The sequence below is a fragment of the Synechococcus sp. H60.2 genome, from assembly GCF_047462315.1.
Lineage (GTDB): Bacteria > Cyanobacteriota > Cyanobacteriia > Thermostichales > Thermostichaceae > Thermostichus.
Window position 1 is genome coordinate 1 of record NZ_JANSIZ010000064.1, and the last position, 15,207, is coordinate 15,207.

Sequence of the window (15,207 nt, forward strand, 5' to 3'; positions counted from 1 at the left end):
ATACATCCAGAATCAGTCAGAGGGTGCTATCCATCCCCACCGTATAGACGGTGGGGAATTCCGCACCTTACGTTAAACCTGGCCGGAATCTGCCTTGGTCTCCAGAGAGACTCAAGGAGAACGGGCCATTGCCGCCTACACAGCGGGGCAGCTTGGTAGCCTTGCACGGCGGGGCGGAAAAGCTCGCAAGCAACTTGAGTTGCTCTCCCTTCGCGCCAGCGGGCCCGAGACCTTTAGTATAGTAGCCAGTAACGTAGTATAGTAGCCAGTAACGCTTGGCGTTCCCTGGTGGAAGACCCGACCAGGGCATAGTGTGGGGGCGTTACTCAGCAAAGTAAGCAGAACCTCAGGGCTTTACCCTAGGGAACTGGGTAGGAGCGTCTTGACAGCGCCTTCACGAGTCCGCGTGTGGACTGCGTAACAATCCCCCGCCTTTGGTTGGGGAAGTGTCAATAGGGGTAGAAAGCCTCCGGGATCCCTATGGTGCCCCTGATCATCGATTGCGACCCCGGCCAAGATGACGCAGTGGCCCTGCTGCTGGCAATGGCGTCACCTGAGCTGCAAGTGCTGGGCATTACCACGGTGGCCGGCAATGTCTCTGTGGAAAAAACCAGCCGCAACGCCCGGCAGATCTGCGAGCTGGCCGGTCAGCCGCAGATGGGGGTCTATGCCGGCTGTCCCCGCCCGCTGTTGCGCCCGCTGCAGACCGCCGAAGAGGTGCATGGCAGAAGCGGGATCGACGGGGCCAACTTGCCGGAGCCACAGATGCCGCTGGGATCCCTGCACGCCGTGCAGTACCTGATCGAGACCTTGATGGCGGCGCAGGAGCCGGCTACCCTAGCGCTCCTGGGCCCGATGACCAACTTGGCAGTGGCCCTGGTGCAGCAGCCCCGCATCGTGGAGCACATCCGACGTCTGGTGTTCATGGGGGGATCTGCCTTTGAGGGGAACACCACCCCTGCCGCCGAGTTCAACATCTTCACCGATCCCCACGCCGCCCAGATTGTGCTCAGCGCCGGGATCCCCGAGGTGGTGATGCTGGGCCTGAACGTTACCCAGCAAGTCCTCAGTACGCCGGAGCGGATCGAGCGGATCCGCGCCCTCGGCACGCGGGTGGGGCAGACAGTGGCCGACATGCTCGCTTTCTACGGCAAGTTCGACATCCGGCGCTACGGCCTGCCGGGGGGACCCCTGCACGATCCCTGTGTAGTCGCCTACCTGTTGCAGCCGCAGTTGTTCGAGCTGAAGCCCTGCTACGTGGAGGTGGAGACGGCTAGCCCCCTCAATCTGGGTCGGACAGTGGTGGATCGCTGGGGGCTGAGTGGCCGCCCCGCCAATGTGCAGGTAGCTTTTGGGGTGGATGCCGAGGGGTTTTACCGCCTGCTCACCGAGCGCTTAGGCCACTATCGATAGTCGAGGTCGTCGAAGGAGGTCGAGGTGAACCCTACCAGCCCAGTCTTAGTTCCCAAGCCAGCGTGGCTCAACCTGCCCACCGCCATCACCTTGCTACGCCTTGGAGGGATCCCTTGGATTCTGCTGGGGCTGGGCCTGGGATCCCCGCTGGGGGAAGGACTGGCCCTCTGGGCGTTTTTGCTGGCGGCGGCAACGGATTGGCTGGACGGCCACTTGGCCCGCCGCTATGGGTTGGTGACCGATGTGGGCAAGGTTCTGGATCCCCTGGTGGACAAGCTGCTGGTGTTGGCCCCGCTGCTGGGCCTGCTGGAGCTGAGGCGGATCCCGGCCTGGGGAGTCTTTTTGCTGGTGGGGCGAGAGCTGGTCATTGCCGGTTGGCGGGCCAACCAAAGCCAGATCCGCGGCGCCAACCACTGGGGCAAAGCCAAGACGGTCGCCCAAATCCTGGCTATCGCTCTACTGATCTTGAACTGGCCTATCGGGATTCCCTGTTTTTGGGTGGCGGTGGCCCTCACTCTGATCTCGGGGTTGGCGTATTTGTACACCGACCATGCCGCGTCGGATGCCTCTGCCGGCTTTGCCAAGGAGAGAACCCCTGCCTGATCGCGGCAGCGGGACGGAGTCCTTGGATTGCGTCCCTGAGCAGCGTATCCTCGGCCTCGACCCGGGGTTGGGGACAGTGGGTTTTGGCTGCATCCTGGCAGGTGCCGGCGGACTTCGATCCCTGGACTACGGAGTCATCAGCACCCCTGGGGAGCAATCAATCCCGGAACGGCTGCAAACCCTCTACGAGGATCTCAAGGAGCTGCTGCGGCAGTTTCAGCCCCATCAGGTGGGGTTGGAAAAGCTCTTCTTCTACAAAATGGGCAACACCATCCCCATCGCCCAGGCGCGGGGGGTGATCCTACTCGTCCTAGCCCAGCATCATCTGGTGCCGGTGGAGTTCACCCCTGCCCAGGTGAAGCAAAGCCTGACGGGCTACGGACGCGCCGACAAGCAGGCCGTGCAAGCCGCTGTGGCCCGCGAGCTCAATCTGCCCAGCCTGCCCCGCCCCGACGATGCTGCCGATGCCCTAGCTATTGCCATCACCCTTTGGCACCACCGCTTTGCTTAGGAATCGGTCGGTGTGGCTCCGTCGAGATCGCTAAACTAGACTCAGTAGCGCAAAAAGCAAAGCCTTATGCCTTCCTCTTCTGTGGACGTACGTGAGCTACCCCTGTTTCCCCTGCCAGAGGTGGTGTTGTTTCCGGGTCGCCCCCTGCCGCTGCACATTTTCGAGTACCGCTATCGCATGATGATCAACACCATCCTGGAGACGGATCGCCGTTTCGGGGTGCTGATGTTCGATCCCCAGACGGGATCCCCGGTGCGGGTGGGCTGTTGTGCCGAGGTGTTGCAGGTGCAGCGGTTGCCGGATGACCGCATGGACATTTTGACCTTGGGGCAGCAGCGCTTCCGGGTGTTGAACTACGTGCGGGAGAAACCCTTCCGGGTGGGGCTGGTGGAGTGGATCGAGGATGAGCCGACCACCGCGGATTTGCAGGGCTTGGTGCAGCAGGTTTCCACCCTACTTCAGGATGTGGTGCGCCTCTCTGGCAAGCTGATGGAGCGGGATACGGAGCTGCCGGAGCAACTGCCCACCACCCCGATAGAGTTGTCCTACTGGATTGCCAGCCACTTTCACGGGGCTCCCCGGGAGCAGCAAGCGCTGCTGGAAATGGTCAGCACCGAAAATCGCCTGCGGCGGGAAGCTGAGATCCTCGAGTCCACCCGCAAGCACTTGGCCGCCCGCACTGCCCTCAAGGATTTGTTCTCCGAAATCTCCTAAAATTTCTTGGGATCGCTTGAGCTGACTGCACCTGCACAAAAAGACCCAGGCCACGAGGGGGCTGTCAGCCCTCCAGCTCCTCGCGTTGCCACCCGTCTCAACAGCGGCTGCAAAAGCCGGCTGGGGTTTAGTTTTTGTCTAGGGATCCGATGTCCTACCCTCGCCGCTATCTGCGCTTTGCCTCCCGGGTTCTGGGCCGGGAAATGGAGATGCTCCACTTTGGGCATCACGGCTACCCGCTCATCTGCCTACCCACCAGCAATGGGCGTTTTTTCGACCTGGAAGATCGCGGCATTATCGCCAGCCTCGGCCATCACTTGGAACAGGGCTATTTGCAGGCCTTTTGCGTGGAAACCCTGGATTGGGAGACCTTGTTCAACCGCGAGCTGGACGTGCCCCAACGGCGGGATCGCTGGCTCTTGCTGGAGCGGCACTGGGTAGAAGAGCTGATCCCCTACGCCAAGGCCGCAGCACAAAATGACTTTCTGGTGGTGGCAGGCTTCTCTCTGGGGGCCACCCACGCCGTCAACCTCACCTGTCGGCACCCCGGCCTGGTGCGCCGCTGTCTGGCACTGGGGGGGCCTTACGATGTAGCGGCCCTCGGCCCTGTCACCGGCTGGGATCCCCAACCGGCGGAGCAGGAGCTGTACTTCATCAACCCCTTGGCCTACATGTCCAACATGAGCCGACAACTCTGGGAGCAACTGGGCGGGCAAAATACCGAGCTAAAGCTGCTCACCGCCCACCGTGACCACTGCCTCAACGACAACCTGCGCCTGGCAGAAGTCCTCCGCCGCAACCACATCCCCCATCACCTGGAGGTGTGGGAGGGGGATCACGACTGGCCCACTTGGCAAGCGCAAATCCGCGCCTTCGCGTAGGATCCCGCCCAGAAGAGCTCGCCGAAAATCGCGAAGGCACCAACATTGCAGAAAATATAGTCATTGGTTCAAAGCAAAAGAGCCTTTTTGATGATCGAGGACTACTGGGTTGGCAGCCTGCACTTTAGCGAGCCTTTTGGGGACGACACCCTGGCCCGCCTCAACGCTCTTCCGCCCGTTCAAGCTCGCAACGGCAAAACCTACAAGATCCAGGCCGAACATGTCACCATTCACGAGGTCAACCTCGACTACCGCACCAAGTATCGCCTCATCCTGGATCGCTTCAGCTACCTTTACCCGCAGGCTATCGGCCTGTTTATGGGCTTTGCTTTTCGGGGAGTGTACCTCATCAACAACCCCTTTAGCTTCTACTACTACCTGCGCAACAAGGATGCCGCCTATATGGTGGTCAAAGAGCTGGGGATCTCCATTCCAAAGACTTACATCCTACCTCCCAAAGAAGCTCCGGCTTTGAAAGCAGAAGACTTTAAGTATCACAAGTTTTTCGATTGGCAGGGGATGGCAGAAGATCTCGGCTGGCCAATTGTCATCAAACCAGCAGAAGGACGGGAGGCGATTGGGGTGGAAATTGCCTACAACATGGAGCAGCTCCTCTACTTTTACGACCGCTCCGGATCCCAGGTGATGATGATCCAGGAGAAGGTTAAAAGTCCCTATCCCTGGCAAATTCGTGCCCTCTGCATTGGCCGAAAGATTATCCCTATTAAATACATCTTTCGTAAGTTCGATGCCAGTGAGTACTTATTTGATCCAGAGTTTCTCACGCCAGAGATGGGCAAAAAAGTTATCGATACGTGCCGGATTATCAATCGGGCATTGGGCTATGAAATGAACTCGGTAGAGCTGTTCATTGACGAGCAGGGAGAGCTGCAAGCCATTGACTTTAACAATCCGGTGCCTGATGGCCGCCTCAAGGCTTTGGGGGAAATTTTTTATAACGATTACCAGCAAGCCCTTTGCGATCTGGTCGTAGATATTGTGCGGGAACAGCGTCCTTTCGACTTCTTGCCCCCAGATGTCAACCGCTTTGCCCAGATTGCCCGGCGGGCCGACCTCACCCGTGAGCAGAAGTTTCAGATGGCTCTGGAATTGGCCAACCACTACTACGAGCCCAGGGATCCCGAATAAAATAACTTAACAAAGGCACGGTCTAGCGCTGGGAAAGTTTTGAGCTGGGCAAAGAGCAGTTGTCTAGCTTTCGCCGATGTGGCCCTTGAGGTGCAGGGATTCCATCCTAGGTTGAACTTAGAGGAGGGATCCCCTCCCAGCCGAGGCAGGGCAAGTTGGTCTATCCGGACAGGCAAATGTCAACTGGTTTGAAATTGCGCTGGTGCCACGATATTCGCGGGATCCCAGCATCTGCCTGGCAAGCGCTGCAGACGGAGCGCACCTCTCCATTTTTGGAATACGAGTGGCTGCACAGCCTAGAAGCTTCCGGTTGCGCCAGCCGCAACACGGGGTGGCTGCCCTGTCACCTGCTGGTGGAGTCGGATGGGCAACTGATCGCCGCTGCCCCCTTGTATTTGAAAAGCCATAGCCAGGGCGAATTTGTCTTCGACCAAGAGTGGGCTGCGGTTGCCAGCCAACTGGGAGAACGCTACTACCCTAAGCTCATTGGCATGGCTCCTTTTACGCCGGCCACCGGCTATCGCATTCTTGTCCATCCAGACTACTCGGAAGCAGAGGTGTGGCCGTCGATGCTGGCTGCTATCGATCGCTTCTGCCAAGACAACGATATTTCGGTGTTCAGCCTGCTCTATGTGGACTTAGACTGGCGGGCCCAACTGGAGGCCGATGGATTGACTCCCCGAATTACCCACAACTACCAGTGGCACAATCCCGGCTATCGCTCTTACGAAGACTTTTTGAGCCAGTTCAACGCCAACCAGCGGCGCAACATCAAGCGAGAGCGGGCCGCCATGGAAAAAAGCGGCATAGAACTCAAGATCTACACCGGAGAGGAGATCACGCCGCGCCTGCTCTCTCTCATGTACGACTTTTACAGCAATACCTGCGCTCAATTCTGGAACTGGAGCAAATACCTTAACCGCCGCTTTTTTGAGGCTCTCTATCCCAACTACCGGCAGCGGCTGGTGCTGGTAGCCGGCGAGCGAGGTTCAGAAGTGGTGGGGATGTCTTTTTGTGTTCGCAAGGGGGATCGCCTCTTTGGGCGCTACTGGGGCTGCCGGGAGGAGGTGAAGTTTTTGCACTTTAACGTTTGCTATTACGAGCCGATTGCCCTGGCCATCCGCGAAGGGATCCGCAACTTTGATCCCGGGGCTGGGGGATCCCACAAGATTCGGCGGGGATTTCCAGCCACCCCCGTGTATAGCTACCACCGTTTCTACCGCCCCAGGCTAAAACAGGTTCTGATCCCCTATCTGAACCGCGTCAACCCTCTCATGTTGGCTGAGCTGGAGAGGGTGAATCAAAACGAGGTTCCCTTTCGAGAGGATGTTTTGCCCTCTTTGTCTACCTTGACCCAGAGATAAGGGGCCCTTTTGGGAGGTGGGAAAGGGGCGTATCTGGCTCGAGACGACTACGGAAAAATACGCTTGAACCCTAGGCTCTCTGCTCCAGAAGCAGGGAAGCTGAGGGCAGGCACGCCAGTGTCTTAGAGCGCTTGGAAGTCCTCTAGGTTTACCACTGGATAAGCTTTTTCTGAACTGCTGCCATACACATGGCAACGCGAGCGTTGATCTCATCTTCAGAGCCAAAGATATCCAGCTTCTCTTTGAGCCTTTGAATACAGTTTTGTACGGTCTTTTTGCTCGTGTGGATGCGGTCGGCGATGGCCTGGTCGGTAAGAGCCTCTTTGCAGAGCAGGTTCAAGACCTCGATTTCCCGCTCCGTCAGCTTGGTCAAGCCGCGCAACTCACGGGGCATGCGCAGTTCTCCATTGAGGGCACTTTTGGCCCCCTCCAAAAACACAGTGCGCCGCTCCATTTTGTTGACTGCGGCAAATCCACCTTGGTGTTTGCTGATCAGGCCCACCAAAGGAGTCAGCAGCAGCGGCTCGCTGGAATAGGCCATTACATTCAAAGTAGGATAGTTCTCGAAAATGTGGCGCAAGAACTCTAGACCAGGTTCAGCAGACTGTTCGCCACTGGTTTGGCCGTAGAGCAAGTCGGCTACTACCAAGTCCGGCTGCTCCCGCTGCAGGCGCAGGATGGCGTCCATCGGATTGGAGACTGTGATGCATTGAGCATCTGCTGCAATCCGTTGCAGCCACTCGCAATTGTTTTGGGCGACCTCGGGATGATCCTCGACCACCAAAAACTTGAGCGGGGCAGTTCGGTTCTCGACCTCAAACATCGATCCACTCCTCCAAATCCATTGTCGGCTGTGGGGGGGACGGCTAAAACCCCTTTGCAGTTTAGGGATCCCACCGACAAGCTACCCTAGTGTAGCCTCAAGTTAGGCCTGAGAAGGCCTAGCAGGGTAGGCTAGAGGGTGATGTTAACCGGATCCTGACTGTGGTACCTCTGCAAGATCGCAACCCAACCACCCACCCTGCCTACGTTACTTATGCCCTGGTGCTTATCAACATCCTGGTTTTTGTGTATGAGCTTACCCTATCGCCGCGAGAACTGGTAGCTTTTTTCCGAGAGTGGGCGGTGGTGCCGGTGGAACTGACGGCCAGCTTTCGGGGGGAGGCCATCTCTTCGCTGCGCCCCGAGTGGGTAACGCTATTTACCTCGCAATTTTTGCATGGGGGCTTTCTGCATCTCGGCGGCAACATGCTCTTTTTGTGGGTCTTTGGCAACAATGTTGAGGATCGCCTGGGCCACGTGCGCTACCTCATTTTTTACCTAACTTGTGGAGCTTTGGCCGCCCTAACCCAGTGGTTTTTCGATATGGAGTCCACCATTCCCTCTCTAGGAGCAAGTGGGGCCATTGCAGGGGTGTTGGGAGCTTATATCTTGCGTTTCCCGCAGGCGGAGATCCTAACTCTGGTACCCCTGGGCATTTTTACCACAACCGTCTACATTCCTGCCTGGGTATTCCTAGGTTTTTGGTTTGTGCAACAGGCGTTTTATGGTATTGCCAGCTTGCAGACTCCTATCAATATTGGCATGGAAGGCGGAGGCATTGCCTACTGGGCCCATGCGGGTGGCTTTGTGTTTGGAGCTATTTTGGGGCCGCTGATGGGTTTGTTTTCCGGCAAGAGCCCCTACGACTACCAAGCCACTCTGCGACAGCGCGACAGAGATCCGTTTTGATTTGTATTCAGAGGCCAGCTTGATAGGAGCAAATTATGGTCAGTCTGTCTGCCAAGCCCCTAACCCTGGAAGAGTTTCTGCGGCAGCCAGAAACTCAGCCCGCCAGCGAATTCATTGAGGGAGAGATTATCCAGAAGCCCATGCCACAAGGAAAACATAGCCGCCTTCAATTGAAACTGGGCAGCTTTATTAATGAAATACTGGAGCCTTCTCAGCTAGGGATGGCTTTTCCAGAATTGCGCTCCACCTTTGCCGGCTATGCAATTGTGCCCGATATCTCTGTCATTGCCTGGGATCGGATCCCTGTGGATGAGGATGGCACCATTCAAAACCTCATACCCTTTTGCCCAGATTGGGTGATCGAGATTCTCTCTCCCGATCAAAATCAAACGAAGCTGGTCAAAAAAATCTTGATTGGCTTGGCCCACGGCTGCCAGATGGGGTGGATCGTAGCTCCCGAAGAAAGGGTCGTTTTCGCCTATCCTGCCGGACAGCAGCCAACAGTGCATGAGGATCCGCAAGAGGTTATCCCCGTTCCCGCTTTTGCCCAAACGATCCAACTGACGGTCGGAACGTTGTTTGGCTGGATGCGAGTTCAAGGCGGCGAAAGCCGCAAGCCCATTGGAGAAAAAAGCCAAGGCTAGCTACACCGGCTTCCCTCTCCTCAATTTGGCTCAGTGTTGTAAAGGGCAGGGGCTTGGGCAACCGTCGCTCCGAGGGAGGAGAGTTCCTGGCGCAGCAAGGCCACCAGGGCATTGGTGGACTGGTCGTAGAGGCTAGTGACCAGCTTGGGATAAAACCCGATGCCGATGATGGGGATGAGCAAACAGGCAATGATGAACACCTCCCGCGGCTCGGCATCCACCAGTTCCTCGTGTTCGGTCAGCTCTTTGTTTTCCGGGCCGAAGAAGATCTGACGCAACATCGACAGCAGGTAGATAGGAGTCAGGATCACGCCAACTGCTGCCAGGAACACCACCACCAGCCGGAAGGGGAGAGAGTAGGCATCGCTGGTGGCCATGCCGATAAACACCATCAGCTCAGCCACAAAGCCGCTCATGCCAGGCAGGGCCAGAGAGGCCAGCGAGCAAGCGGTAAACATCGAGAAAATCTTGGGCATCTTCAGGCCAACGCCGCCCATTTCCTCCAGCTCCAACGTATGGGTGCGGTCGTAGGTGGCCCCCACCAAGAAGAACAGGCTGGCCCCGATCAGCCCGTGGGAGATCATCTGCAGCATGGCGCCGCTCATGCCGATCTCCGTCAGGGATCCAATCCCGATGAGGACAAAGCCCATGTGGCTAATGGAGGAGTAGGCAATCTTGCGCTTGAGGTTGCGCTGGGCAAAGGAGGTGAGGGCGGCAAAGATAATGTTCACCACCCCCAGCACGATTAAGACCGGCGCAAAGTAGAGATGGGCATCCGGCAGCATGCCCGCGTTCATGCGCATTAGGGCATAGCCCCCCATCTTGAGCAGGATCCCGGCCAGCAACATGTGAACCGGCGCTGTGGCCTCGCCGTGGGCATCGGGCAGCCAGGTGTGCAGGGGGAAAATGGGCAGCTTCACCCCATAAGCAATCAGGAAAGCCCCATACATCAGCAACTGGAAACTCAGCGGATAGGCCTTGTGGGCCAGATCCGTCATGTCAAAGCTGATGGGATCCCCGTAGAAGGCTATGGCCAAGCCCGCCACCAGGATAAACAGCGAGCTGAGGGCGGTGTAGAGGATGAACTTGGTGGCCGCATAGAGGCGGTTATATCCCCCCCAGATGGAGAGGAGCAAATACACCGGGATCAGCTCCAGCTCCCACATCAGGAAGAAGAGCAACATGTCCTGCACGGCGAACACCCCGATCTGCCCGCCGTACATGGCCAACATCAGAAAATAAAACAAGCGCGGCTTGAGGGTGACCGGCCAAGCGGCCAAGATGGCAAGCGTGGTAATAAAAGCCGTGAGCAAAATGAGCGGCATGGAAAGGCCATCTGCCCCCACCGACCAGCTCAGCCCCACCTGCGGCACCCAGGTGTAGCGCTCCAGCAGTTGCAAGCCCGTTTGACTAGGGTCGTAGCCGACATAAAAGCCGGCCAGCAAAATGACCAGGTCGGTGACTGCGATGAACAGGGCAAACCAGCGGATCCGCTCCGCCAACTTCTGCGCGTAAGCGCGGGTGGTAGGATCCCCAGCCGGCGCCGGGATCAACGGAATAAAGAGGGCGGCCACCACCGGATAGACGATGACCGTGGTCAGCCAGGGAAATTCGTGCAAGCTGGGCAGCGCCATGAAGATAACCTCGTTACGCTAAGTTCATGCCACACCCTTCCAGGGGGATTGCCGTCGGCTACAGCCAACAGCCCTTTACTAGAATCGCTCCTGAGTATCTTTGCTCAGCAAACCTTCAAAACTATCTCTATCTTAAGGCTCTTTATCTAGTTTGCCGGGATCCCTGGCCGGGCCCGACCAGGATTCAAGCATTGACCTGGTCCTCAAACCTGGCTATTGGAAACCTCATCACCTGGTTCCCGGCTAGCTGACCCTGCGCAATCGCGCCTGGACAAGACCGCTGCTGTTGGATAACAGTAGAAATAGTACTTAACAACCAAGCCAAGTCCGCCTCTGGCGGACGGTGAGGGGGGGCCCTGGGGGAAGCTTTGAAGTATGGCACTGCATGCGGAGTTACACCGCCACCTAGGCGGTTCAGTCGTTCCTAGGATTTTGTGGCGCTACCTACATCGCCAGGGATCCCCTCTGGCAGAACGCTTTCCCGACTACGCCGAGTTTGAGGAGTTCTACACCCGCCCGCGCAACACCCTTGAAGATTACTTGGAGCTGCACACGCTGGTGGAACAGGTGCAAACCCTGGAAAGCTTACCCTATTTCATCTACCGTCTGCTACGGGGGGCCTATGTTTTTGAGGATCTGGCCTATCTAGAAATTCGCTACACCCCCTATCTGCGCACAGATCCCAGCTTGGACGAGGCGGATCGCCTCAAGCAGATGCGCCAAGTTATCGAAACGGTAGGGCAGGCCAGCCAGCAGCGGGAATATCCCATCGTCACCACCCAGATTGTGTGTTTGCACTCCCGCCTGCCCAGCCACATCAACCGCGCCATGGTGGAGGCCGCCGCCGAGTCGGAATACGTGTCTGCCATCGACCTGGCGGGGGGAGACAAGGCCTACGGCGAACGCATGGACGAGTGGATTGAGCTGTTCAAATATGCCCTGGCCCGTGGCCTCAAAACCACTGCCCATCTCTATGAGACTTTGGATGGCTGCTACCCAGAGCTGCTGCCCTATGTCTCGCGGATTGGCCACGGGATCCAGATCCCTCTCCACTACCCAGAGCTGCTGCCAGAGCTGGCGCGGCGCGGCCAATGTCTGGAGGTCTGTCCCACCACTTACCTGAAGACGGGGACACTACCCAGCTTGGAGCCCCTCAAAATCGTCTTCGACCGCTGCTTCGACGCGGGGGTAGATATCGCTATCTGCACCGACAACGCTGGCCTACACAACGTGCGCCTGCCGTTTGAGTACGAGAACCTGCTCACCCACGACATTATTGATTTCGAGCAGCTCAAGCACTGTCAGAAGGCGGCTTTTCGTCACGCTTTTGCCTGGCCCTACAAAGAGCACCCGGCCTCGCTGCTGTCGGAGCTGCAGCAGTCAGCCTCGAAGTCCCTAGTTTCCCTCTGAGAGGGGCAGACAGGACTTTGCTTGACATTTCCACCGGCAGACTTGGTCGCGCTTGCCCGGCGAGGGCTGGCGCAGCTCAAAACGACATCCCCCCTGAGTCGGGCAGCGGCCTCCTGTAGGCTGGTCTCAGAAAGGTCAGGCAGCTCAAGGCGAGCGCGGATGCGGTTAAAGTGTTGCTGCAGGCCGTGGCGATAGGTGGGATCGTAGTGCTGCTCCAGCAACTCCTGCACAAACTGCGGCCAGTCTTGGGCGTCGATGAGCTCAAACCAGCGCTGCAGGCGCGCTTGGCTATGGCGGGCTTTTAGGGATAACAGTTTCTCCTTGAGTGCCTGGGGATGGGCTATCCAGTGGGGATAATGGGCAATTATCCCCTTCACTCGCTCTTCCAAAGGCAATCGCACTTCCACGCAATCGGCTTGGGTGAGGGCCTGCCAAAGGGCAGGGGGCAGGTGGAGCTGGCCCACCTTGGCACTCTCAGCTTCCACCCAGACCGGCTTGGCGGGATCCCACTGGAGAAAAACCTGCACCAGTTGACTTTCAAAGCTCTTCTGGGTGGGCTGCGGCATCCCCCACTCCGCTCCCAGCACGGAGCCGCGGTGGTGGGCCAGCTTTTCCAGATCGAGGACTTGGGATCCCTGGCGCTGCAGGTGGTGGAGCAACTGGGTTTTGCCGCTTCCCGTCGGTCCGCAGAGGACGCGGTAGGTAAACTCCTGGGGCAAGCTCTGCAGTTGCCGGCGCACCCAGGCACGGTAGGTTTTGTACCCCCCTTGCAACACTGTGACCTGCCAGCCCACCTGGGACAACACCAGCGCCAAGCTGGCCGAGCGTTGCCCTCCCCGCCAGCAGTAGATGAGGGGGTGGTAGTCCCGGCTCTTGTCGGCAAAGTGGGTCTGCAGATGGCGGGCGATGTTCTGGGCCACCAGGCTGGCTCCCCGCTTGCGGGCCGTAAAGGGATCCACCTGCTTGTAGAGGGTGCCCACCTCTGCCCGTTCTGCATCGTCAAGCACAGGCAAGTTGATGGCCCCCGGCCAATGGTCTTCAGCAAACTCTGCCGGCGAGCGCACGTCAATGATCTCGCTGTAGGTGTGCAGCCAAGGTTCGGCAGTGACGTGAATGGGGGCAGCCACAGACGCAGGGAGGAGGGAGTGGACTGAGTTCTCTCTTGCTCGATCCTGGCAGATTTCTAGGGTTGTTGCTTAAGGGGATCCCTGGGCCTGACAAGAGTTGCACCGATCGGCTCCTCCTCCAGGCTAACCTCAGAGGGAGAGATAGGATCGCACTTTTTCCTCGTCCATTTGGTCAGTCGGCCCTTCCATAACGAGGGATCCATTTTCCATGAGGTAAAAGTAATCGGCCAAGCTTTGAGCAAACTCAAAGTACTGTTCTACCAGCAACACCGCAACGCCCCGCTCTTTTTGGATGCGGGCAATGGCTTCTTCGATCTCAATGATGATAGAAGGTTGGATCCCTTCTGTGGGTTCATCCAGGAGTAAAAGTTTAGGCTCTGCCACCAAAGCTCTGGCAATGGCCAATTGCTGCTGCTGACCACCGCTCAAATCTCCACCGGGACGCTTTAGAAAAGAACGCAAAATCGGGAATAAGTCATAGATAAACTCAGGTATAGCCCGTTCTTTGTCCGGTGCTGCTTCTAACCCCACCAGTAGATTTTCCTCAACCGTTAGGCGAGGAAAGATCTCTCGGCCTTGGGGCACATAGCCAATGCCAGCGCGAGCCCGCCAGTTGGGTGGGTAATGATTGATGGGTCGGCCCTCAAAGAGAACTTTACCTGTACAGTCTTTGAGAAGCCCCATTAGGGCTTTAAGCGTGGTAGTTTTGCCCATGCCGTTGCGACCCAGAAGGCAAACTGCTTGGCCGGGAAGGATCTTGAAAGAAAGATCTCTCACAATTAAACTTTGCCCATAATAAGCTCTCAGGTTACAGACTTCCAGCAAAGGCTGAGATCCACTTTGAGATAGATTTTGCGCTTTGGTGGCGTTTTCCGTATTCATAGGCTTGGATATAGAGTTGGTTAATTGGACGGTCAACACAGATCTCCCCTTCTCCCCTGTTTTCGTTTAGCCTCTGGCTTTGTGGGATCCAAGATAGACCTCGATAACTCGCGGGTCGTTCTTCACTTCCTCAAAGCTACCCTCGCACAACACCGCTCCTTGGTGTAAAACAGTAACCTTGCGAGCAATTTGCCGGACAAATACCATGTCATGCTCAATCACCAAAATGGTGTGATTTCGAGCTAAGGATTGAATTAACTCTCCCGTAGCCTCTGTTTCTTTATCCGTCATCCCGGCCACGCATTCATCAAGCAGCAGCAGATCCGGATCCTGGGCAATCACCATGCCAATCTCCAACCATTGCTTTTCTCCATGGGAGAGCAGCCCTGCCGGGATCCGATCCTTACGGCTCAGGCCGATGGTTTCCAGGAGAGCATCAGTCTTTTCTCGCAAGCGCTTTTTGCCAAATAAGGTGGAGAAAACACCCTTGTGAGGGTTGAGAGAGAGCTCCAAATTTTCTCGCACGCTCAGGTTTTGGTAGACCCGCGGCGTTTGGAACTTGCGACCAATACCCAAGGCAGCGATTTCGTGCTCCTTGAGCTTAGCCAGATCTTTTCCTTTAAACAGCACTCGCCCTCGAGTAGGCTTGACCTTGCCTGTCAACACATCGAGGAAGGTAGTTTTGCCCGCTCCATTGGGACCGATCACCACCCTTAACTCCCCTTCTTCCAAAGAGAAGTTCAGCCCGTCCAAAGCCTTAAAGCCATCAAAGCTGACGGTGAGATCCTGAGTTTGTAAAATTTGCCGGGTAGTGGTGGGAGCTGCTGTAAGCATAGGGATCACGTCCAAGAACGGAAAGGCCAGAGGACGAGTAGGATTCTCAGCCCATCGAACAAGAGAGGACACTTGGCATCGTTATCTCACCCATTGGGATCCTCTTACTCTGAAGTTGCACCTTGCATAGGGGGATACTGGCACGGATTTAGGCTGGAGAAATATTGGCCAAACGCCGGCGCCAAAGCTGGAAGGTAACCCAAAGCTGCCTGCCCCGGGTGCGCACCCAGCCCACCAAACCATCCGGCAACACCACTACAACGAGCAGGTACCATCGCACCAGGTCTCTTATAGACATCACACAGCACCA

The 15,207-nt window shown here is 57.2% G+C and carries 15 protein-coding genes; 10 read left to right on the forward strand and 5 right to left on the reverse strand.

Annotated elements, in window-relative coordinates; translation table 11 throughout:
• Positions 1 to 480 precede the first annotated feature (480 nt).
• The 7 genes from NW845_RS10095 to NW845_RS10125 all read left to right on the forward strand — a co-directional run bounded on the left by NW845_RS10095 (position 481) and on the right by NW845_RS10125 (position 6,635).
• The gene (locus NW845_RS10095; RefSeq protein ID WP_414378392.1) at positions 481 to 1,413 is read left to right on the forward strand and encodes a nucleoside hydrolase; all 933 of its coding nucleotides are present in this window, start codon (positions 481 to 483) and stop codon (positions 1,411 to 1,413) included.
• Positions 1,414 to 1,437: 24 nt separating this feature from the next.
• Complete coding sequence (pgsA, locus tag NW845_RS10100; protein ID WP_414378394.1) at positions 1,438 to 2,016, forward strand: CDP-diacylglycerol--glycerol-3-phosphate 3-phosphatidyltransferase; 579 nt, start codon at positions 1,438 to 1,440, stop codon at positions 2,014 to 2,016.
• Positions 1,964 to 2,527 carry a crossover junction endodeoxyribonuclease RuvC gene (gene ruvC, locus NW845_RS10105; protein WP_414378395.1) on the forward strand — a complete coding sequence of 188 codons (564 nt, stop codon included), beginning with the start codon at positions 1,964 to 1,966 and terminating at the stop codon, positions 2,525 to 2,527. The genes pgsA and ruvC overlap by 53 nt, the downstream gene beginning before the upstream one ends.
• Before the next feature lie 66 nt (positions 2,528 to 2,593).
• The gene (locus NW845_RS10110) at positions 2,594 to 3,241 is read left to right on the forward strand and encodes an LON peptidase substrate-binding domain-containing protein (RefSeq protein ID WP_414364987.1); all 648 of its coding nucleotides are present in this window, start codon (positions 2,594 to 2,596) and stop codon (positions 3,239 to 3,241) included.
• A 149-nt stretch (positions 3,242 to 3,390) separates the two neighbouring features.
• Positions 3,391 to 4,122 carry an alpha/beta hydrolase-fold protein gene (locus NW845_RS10115; RefSeq protein ID WP_414364985.1) on the forward strand — a complete coding sequence of 244 codons (732 nt, stop codon included), beginning with the start codon at positions 3,391 to 3,393 and terminating at the stop codon, positions 4,120 to 4,122.
• A gap of 90 nt (positions 4,123 to 4,212) precedes the next feature.
• The gene (locus tag NW845_RS10120) at positions 4,213 to 5,271 is read left to right on the forward strand and encodes an ATP-grasp domain-containing protein (protein WP_414364983.1); all 1,059 of its coding nucleotides are present in this window, start codon (positions 4,213 to 4,215) and stop codon (positions 5,269 to 5,271) included.
• A 176-nt stretch (positions 5,272 to 5,447) separates the two neighbouring features.
• Positions 5,448 to 6,635, forward strand: a complete 1,188-nt coding sequence (locus tag NW845_RS10125) for a GNAT family N-acetyltransferase (protein ID WP_414378396.1) — start codon at positions 5,448 to 5,450, stop codon at positions 6,633 to 6,635.
• 148 nt (positions 6,636 to 6,783) lie between these two features.
• On the opposite strand, the gene NW845_RS10130 is transcribed toward NW845_RS10125, so the two are convergent.
• Positions 6,784 to 7,458 carry a response regulator transcription factor gene (locus NW845_RS10130; protein ID WP_414364979.1) on the reverse strand — a complete coding sequence of 225 codons (675 nt, stop codon included), beginning with the start codon at positions 7,456 to 7,458 and terminating at the stop codon, positions 6,784 to 6,786.
• A 161-nt stretch (positions 7,459 to 7,619) separates the two neighbouring features.
• Here NW845_RS10130 and NW845_RS10135 point away from each other — a divergent pair, with 161 nt between their 5' ends.
• Positions 7,620 to 8,366 carry a rhomboid family intramembrane serine protease gene (locus NW845_RS10135; RefSeq protein ID WP_414378397.1) on the forward strand — a complete coding sequence of 249 codons (747 nt, stop codon included), beginning with the start codon at positions 7,620 to 7,622 and terminating at the stop codon, positions 8,364 to 8,366.
• A gap of 35 nt (positions 8,367 to 8,401) precedes the next feature.
• A complete protein-coding gene (locus tag NW845_RS10140) occupies positions 8,402 to 9,010 on the forward strand; it encodes a Uma2 family endonuclease (protein WP_414378398.1) in 609 nt (202 codons plus the stop codon).
• Between the two features lie 20 nt (positions 9,011 to 9,030).
• Here the strand turns inward: NW845_RS10140 and NW845_RS10145 are convergent, their stop codons facing one another.
• Entirely contained in the window at positions 9,031 to 10,644 is a 1,614-nt protein-coding gene (locus NW845_RS10145) for an NAD(P)H-quinone oxidoreductase subunit 4 (protein WP_414378400.1), read from the reverse strand.
• 375 nt (positions 10,645 to 11,019) lie between these two features.
• Between NW845_RS10145 and NW845_RS10150 the strand changes: the two genes are divergently transcribed.
• On the forward strand, positions 11,020 to 12,054 hold the full coding sequence (locus NW845_RS10150) for an adenosine deaminase (protein WP_414364972.1): 1,035 nt from the start codon (positions 11,020 to 11,022) through the stop codon (positions 12,052 to 12,054).
• Here NW845_RS10150 and mnmH read toward each other — a convergent pair.
• The 3 genes from mnmH to urtD form a co-directional block, all read right to left on the reverse strand.
• Entirely contained in the window at positions 11,982 to 13,181 is a 1,200-nt protein-coding gene (gene mnmH / locus NW845_RS10155) for a tRNA 2-selenouridine(34) synthase MnmH (protein WP_414364970.1), read from the reverse strand. The genes NW845_RS10150 and mnmH overlap by 73 nt on opposite strands.
• A gap of 129 nt (positions 13,182 to 13,310) precedes the next feature.
• Positions 13,311 to 14,063, reverse strand: a complete 753-nt coding sequence (gene urtE / locus NW845_RS10160; RefSeq protein ID WP_414367710.1) for an urea ABC transporter ATP-binding subunit UrtE — start codon at positions 14,061 to 14,063, stop codon at positions 13,311 to 13,313.
• 66 nt (positions 14,064 to 14,129) lie between these two features.
• Positions 14,130 to 14,897 (reverse strand): urea ABC transporter ATP-binding protein UrtD, encoded by a 768-nt coding sequence (urtD, locus tag NW845_RS10165; RefSeq protein WP_414332603.1) that lies wholly within the window; start codon positions 14,895 to 14,897, stop codon positions 14,130 to 14,132.
• Positions 14,898 to 15,207 lie beyond the last annotated feature (310 nt).